The 5,412-nt window shown below is 63.0% G+C and carries 6 protein-coding genes; 5 read left to right on the forward strand and 1 reads right to left on the reverse strand.

Features of this window, described 5'->3' with window-relative positions; translation table 11 throughout:
- Positions 1 to 160: 160 nt before the first annotated feature.
- A complete protein-coding gene (gene metK / locus WCA85_RS27465; protein ID WP_424068017.1) occupies positions 161 to 1,348 on the reverse strand; it encodes a methionine adenosyltransferase in 1,188 nt (395 codons plus the stop codon).
- Positions 1,349 to 1,633: 285 nt separating this feature from the next.
- Here metK and WCA85_RS27470 point away from each other — a divergent pair, with 285 nt between their 5' ends.
- The 5 genes from WCA85_RS27470 to WCA85_RS27490 all read left to right on the forward strand — a co-directional run.
- Complete coding sequence (locus WCA85_RS27470) at positions 1,634 to 2,518, forward strand: lipid A biosynthesis lauroyl acyltransferase (protein WP_424068018.1); 885 nt, start codon at positions 1,634 to 1,636, stop codon at positions 2,516 to 2,518.
- A gap of 86 nt (positions 2,519 to 2,604) precedes the next feature.
- The gene (gene dapF, locus WCA85_RS27475; RefSeq protein WP_424068019.1) at positions 2,605 to 3,468 is read left to right on the forward strand and encodes a diaminopimelate epimerase; all 864 of its coding nucleotides are present in this window, start codon (positions 2,605 to 2,607) and stop codon (positions 3,466 to 3,468) included.
- Positions 3,469 to 3,518: 50 nt separating this feature from the next.
- Positions 3,519 to 4,232 (forward strand): DUF484 family protein, encoded by a 714-nt coding sequence (locus WCA85_RS27480; protein ID WP_424068020.1) that lies wholly within the window; start codon positions 3,519 to 3,521, stop codon positions 4,230 to 4,232.
- A 23-nt stretch (positions 4,233 to 4,255) separates the two neighbouring features.
- Positions 4,256 to 5,179 carry a tyrosine recombinase XerC gene (xerC, locus tag WCA85_RS27485; protein WP_424068021.1) on the forward strand — a complete coding sequence of 308 codons (924 nt, stop codon included), beginning with the start codon at positions 4,256 to 4,258 and terminating at the stop codon, positions 5,177 to 5,179.
- Positions 5,180 to 5,294: 115 nt separating this feature from the next.
- The coding region (locus WCA85_RS27490; protein WP_424068022.1) for a hypothetical protein at positions 5,295 to 5,412 on the forward strand (118 nt) is incomplete at its 3' end.

Below are 5,412 nucleotides of genomic sequence, written 5' to 3' on the forward strand. Positions count from 1 at the left end.
CTGCCGGCGCCGCGCGCGATCGAGCCGCGCAGCACCAGTCGGCGCCCGCGCCGCATGTCGTTCGGCAACGAAGGTTGGTTCGGCTTCGCCAGCCGCTGAAAAGAAAAGACCCCGCCCGGCTTACGCCGGCGGGGTCTTTTGCTGAAGCAGCCGAACGCGTTCAGGCGATCGCAGCAACCGGTTCCGTACCTGCGGCTTCGGCGAGGATCAGAGCCTTGTCCGTGGCTTCCCACGTGAACTCCGGCTCTTCGCGGCCGAAGTGGCCGTAAGCGGCGCTCTTTTCGTAGATCGGACGCAGCAGATCCAGCATCTGGATGATGCCCTTCGGACGCAGATCGAAGTGTTCCTGCACGAGGCGCGTGATCGTCGCATCCGACACGCGACCCGTGCCGAACGTGTTGACCATCACCGAAGTGGGCTGCGCCACACCAATCGCGTACGACACCTGAATCAGGCAGCGCGACGCGAGACCGGCTGCGACGATGTTCTTCGCGACATACCGACCAGCATAAGCGGCCGAACGGTCGACCTTCGACGGATCCTTGCCCGAGAACGCACCGCCACCGTGCGGGGCTGCGCCGCCGTACGTGTCGACGATGATCTTGCGACCCGTCAGACCGCAATCGCCTTGCGGACCGCCAATCACGAAGCGGCCAGTCGGGTTCACGAGGAACTTGATGTCGCCCTTGATCAGTTCGGCCGGCAGGGTCGGCTTGATGACTTCTTCGATCACGGCTTCGCGCAGCGTCGCCAGTTCGATGTCCGGTGAATGTTGCGTGGACAGCACCACCGTATCGATCGAATCCGGCTTGCCGTCGACATAACGAACCGTCACCTGCGACTTCGCATCCGGACGCAGCCAGGGCAGACGGCCGTCGCGGCGCAGGTTAGCCTGGCGTTCGACCAGACGGTGCGACAGATGGATCGGCAGCGGCATCAGTTCCGGCGTTTCTTCGCAGGCATAACCGAACATCAGGCCCTGGTCGCCCGCACCCTGATCGAGGTTGTTGTCGTGCGCACGATCGACGCCTTGCGCGATGTCCGGCGACTGCTTGTCGTAGGCGACCAGCACTGCGCAACCGCGGTAGTCGATACCGTAATCGGTGTTGTCGTAGCCGATACGCTTGATCGTATTACGCGCGATCTGGATGTAATCGACGTTCGCGGTAGTGGTGATTTCACCCGCCAGCACGACCAGACCCGTGTTGCACAGCGTTTCGGCGGCAACGCGCGAATACTTGTCCTGGGTCAGGATGGCGTCGAGAATTGCGTCGGAGATTTGATCCGCGACTTTGTCCGGATGGCCTTCCGAAACGGATTCGGAGGTGAAGAGATAGTCGTTTGCCACGTTGCAGACTCCTGTTGTGTGGTTACGGTTGAGTTTCACGTAGCCAGCTCCGGGAGCCTGAAGCGGCGACGCTTTAGCGGATTTCCTGACTGAGCGGTGTGAATCGCGTAATTCGCGTGATTCACATCACCCAGCTTCGCCCCGCAAGTTGTCTATTAACTCGGCGAAGCCCGTATTATAGCGACTTCCTACAATTGTCACAGAGTACCCACACGTGTTGTATTCCGACTCGTCTGCCGTTTTCTTGAGAACAGTGTCGGCCAGCGCACAATGCGGAGCCGCCGCATGCTGAGCCACCTTGGGGCGAAATTCGCCATTGGGCTGCTGAAACTGTTCGCGCTACTGCCGTATGGCCTTGTTGCCCGCATCGGCGACGGCCTCGGCTGGCTGCTGTATAAGATCCCCAGCCGGCGCAAACGCATTGTTCATATCAATCTGAAGCTGTGTTTTCCGGAATGGAACGATGAGCGCCGTGAAGAAGTCGCGCAGAAGCATTTCCGGCACGCGATCCGCAGCTATCTGGAGCGCAGCGTCCAGTGGTTCGCGTCTGCAGAGAAGCTTGAAAAGCTGATCCAGCTCGACAGCGCAATCGACCTCACCGATCCGAACCTGCCGCCTACTTTGTTTCTGGGCTTTCACTTCGTCGGTATCGAAGCGGGTTCGATCTTTCTGAACTATTCGCTCAAGCGCCAATGCGGTTCGCTCTATCAGCCCATGTCGAACCCGGAACTTGAGGAAGTCGCCAAATCTGCGCGGGCGCGTTTTGGCGCGGACATGGCGAGCCGAGCCGATAGCGCACGCATCGTGCTGCGCTGGCTGCGCGACAGGAAGCCGGTCATGCTCGGCGCCGACATGGATTACGGCATGCGCAATTCGACCTTCGTGCCGTTCTTCGGCGTGCCGACCTGCACGCTGACCGCCGTCGGGCGGCTCGCCAAGGTGGGCCGTGCGCAGGTGGTGCCGTTTATCGGCGAGGTGCTGCCCAACTACAAGGGCTATCGCCTCAAGGTGTTCAAGCCGTGGGACAACTACCCCACCGGCGATGACGACGCCGACGCACGCCGCATGAATGCATTCCTCGAAGAGCAGATTCCCCTGATGCCGGAGCAGTATTACTGGGTGCACAAACGCTTCAAGACGCGGCCGCCCGGCGTGCCCAGCGTCTATTGACGCGATTGGAATCCTCGCCATGACTAATCGCAACGCAATTAAAACGGGTTCGGCGCACCACTGCGCCTGTCCCTTACAATAGCGGCATGAAACTGAAATTCACCAAAATGCACGGCGCGGGCAATGACTTCGTCGTGCTCGACGGCTTTACGCAGCCGCTCAACCTGAGCGCCGCGCAGGTGCGTGCGCTCGCGGACCGGCACTTTGGCGTCGGCGCTGATCAGCTTCTGCTGGTCGAAAAGCCCACCATCGAAGGCGTGGATTTCAGATACCGCATCTTCAATTGCGACGGCGGCGAGGTCGAGCATTGCGGCAATGGCGCCCGCTGCTTCGTCAAGTTCGTGCGCGATACGCGCCTCACCGACAAGCACAGCGTACGTGTGCAGGTGCAGAACGGCATCATCACGCTCACCATGCAGGAGAACGGCGACGTCACCGTCGACATGGGCACGCCCGTGTTCGAGCCGCCCCGCGTGCCGTTTGATGCGAAAGGCCTCGAAGGCCGCAACGATGGTGACGACACGCTGTGGCCGCTTGATGTCAACGGCACAACCCACTGGATCTCGGTGGTCTCGATGGGCAATCCGCATGCGGTGCAGGTGGTCGACGACGTCGAAGCCTTCCCGGTGCTCGTCGATGGCCCGGTGATCGAACGTCATCCGCGCTTCCCGCAGAAGGTGAACGCGGGTTTCGTGCAGATCGTCGCGCGCAACGAGGTTAAGCTGCGCGTCTACGAACGCGGCGCCGGCGAAACACTCGCCTGCGGCACGGGCGCCTGCGCGGCGGTGGCGGCCGGTATCCGGCGCGGCCTGCTCGATTCGCCGGTGAAGGTGCACACCCATGGCGGCGTGCTGACAATCTCCTGGAACGGCGAACGCGACCCGGCGCCGCTCCTGATGGCCGGCCCGGCTGCGACCGTCTTCGAAGGCGAGATCGAGCTGGCCGACTGACCCCATTGACCGATGCGCCCACGTGAGGGCGTAGTCCTTTAGCCGAAACCATGAACGATCGCGAAGTCGCCGAATACCTGCTCGCCAACCCTGATTTCTTCGCCGAACACGCGGAAATGCTCGCCACGATCCGGCTTGCGAACCCGCACGGCAAAGCCGCGGTTTCGCTCCAGGAACGGCAAATGGAAATGCTGCGCGACAAGAACAAGCATCTCGAGCGGCGCCTCGCCGAACTGCTGCGCTACGGGCACGAGAACGACAGCATTGCGTCCAAGTTCAACCGCTGGACGATCCGCGTGATGGCCGAGCGCGATCCGTACGCGCTGCCGCGCACGATCGCCAACGGCCTGCGCGATGTGTTCGATGTGCCGCAAGCGGCGCTGCGTGTCTGGGATGTCGCGGAGCCGTATACCCAGGCCGAATTTGCGCGTCAGGTGGGTGAGGAAGTGCGAATCTTCGCCAACAGCCTCACCACGCCGTATTGCGGCGCCAACACCGGCTTCGAAGCGGCACAATGGCTCGCGCCGACGCTGATGGCCGTGTCCCCCGAAGGAACCTCTACGGCAGACGGAGAACAGGCGACGGAATCGATCGCGCTGCTCGCGTTGCGCGATCCCGAAGGCAACGAAGAGGCACCGACCTTCGGCCTGCTGGTGATGGGTTCGTCGGATCCGCGCCGCTTTCACGAAGGCATGGCCACCGACTTCCTTACGCAGATCGGTGCCCTCGCCAGCGCGGCGTTAAGCCGGCTGCTGCCGCGCTAACGCAACCCGCCTCGCCTGATACCGTGAGCGCCGCCGACCCGATCGCCGACTATCTGTCGCATCTCGAGCACGAGCGGCGCCTCTCGGCGCACACGCTGCGCGGCTATACCCACGAGCTGGAAGAACTGAAGCTGCTGGCCAAGGGTCGACCGCTCGAAAGCCTGAGTGCGATCGATATTCGCGGCGCGGTTTCACGCGCCCACGCGGGCGGCATGACAGCACGGTCGATCAGCCATCGCCTCTCGTCGTGGCGAGCGTTTTATCGCTGGCTGGCCGGGCGGGTCGATCTGCCTGCCAATCCGGTTGCCACCGTGCGCGCGCCGAAGCAGGCGAAAACGCTACCCAAAGCGCTCTCGGTCGACGACGCCAACCGCCTGATGGAAGCACCCGCCGCCAACACCACCGAAGGGCTGCGCGATCACGCGATTCTCGAACTGTTCTATTCATCGGGCCTACGTCTGGCCGAACTGGTTGGACTCGACGCCCGCTTTGCCGACGCCGACGGCTACCGTTCCGCCGGCTGGCTCAAGCTCGACGCGGCTGAGGTCGAGGTGCTGGGCAAGGGCAACCGCCGCCGGATCGTGCCGGTCGGCCGCAAGGCGCTCGACGCATTGCACGCCTGGCTCGCGGTGCGCGGTGAGTTTGTCAAAAACGATCCGCACCCGCTGTTTCTCTCGGTGCGTGGCAACCGGATGTCGCCGAACGTCGTGCGCGAGCGCGTCAAACGCATGGCGCTCGTCGCGGGCGTGCCGGCCAACGTCCATCCGCACGTGCTGCGTCACTCGTTTGCCACTCATGTCCTGCAATCCAGCGGCGACCTGCGTGCGGTGCAGGAGCTGCTTGGCCACGCCAGCATTACCGCGACCCAGGTCTATACCGCGCTCGACTTCCAGCATCTCGCGCACGTCTACGATCAGGCGCATCCGCGCGCCAAAAAACGCGACTGAGAGAAGCCGCCCGTACCGCCCGAAGCTGCGCGCCGGGTCCGTCTCCGCGGCTTTTACAGTTTCGCCGCCTAATGCGGCGCCCATTGTTCTGCTGAATACCTCGCCACGACGCTCCATGAATACCGTTACGCTCAAACCGTCGAAAGACAAGTCGCTACTGCGCCGCCACCCGTGGGTCTATGCAACCGCCATCGACCGCGTCGACAGCAACCCGGCGGCCGGCGCCACCGTTC

Origin of the sequence: Paraburkholderia sp. (genome assembly GCF_049581445.1) — a bacterium.
Classification (GTDB): Bacteria; Pseudomonadota; Gammaproteobacteria; order Burkholderiales; family Burkholderiaceae; genus Paraburkholderia.

What these genes read in the sequence shown, in the direction of transcription:
- WCA85_RS27480 (WP_424068020.1), top strand. Translation starts at nt 3,519, where the DNA reads ATGAACGATCGCGAAGTCGCCGAATACCTGCTCGCCAACCCTGATTTC.
- WCA85_RS27470 (WP_424068018.1), top strand. Translation starts at nt 1,634, where the DNA reads ATGCTGAGCCACCTTGGGGCGAAATTCGCCATTGGGCTGCTGAAACTG.
- dapF (WP_424068019.1), top strand. Translation starts at nt 2,605, where the DNA reads ATGAAACTGAAATTCACCAAAATGCACGGCGCGGGCAATGACTTCGTC.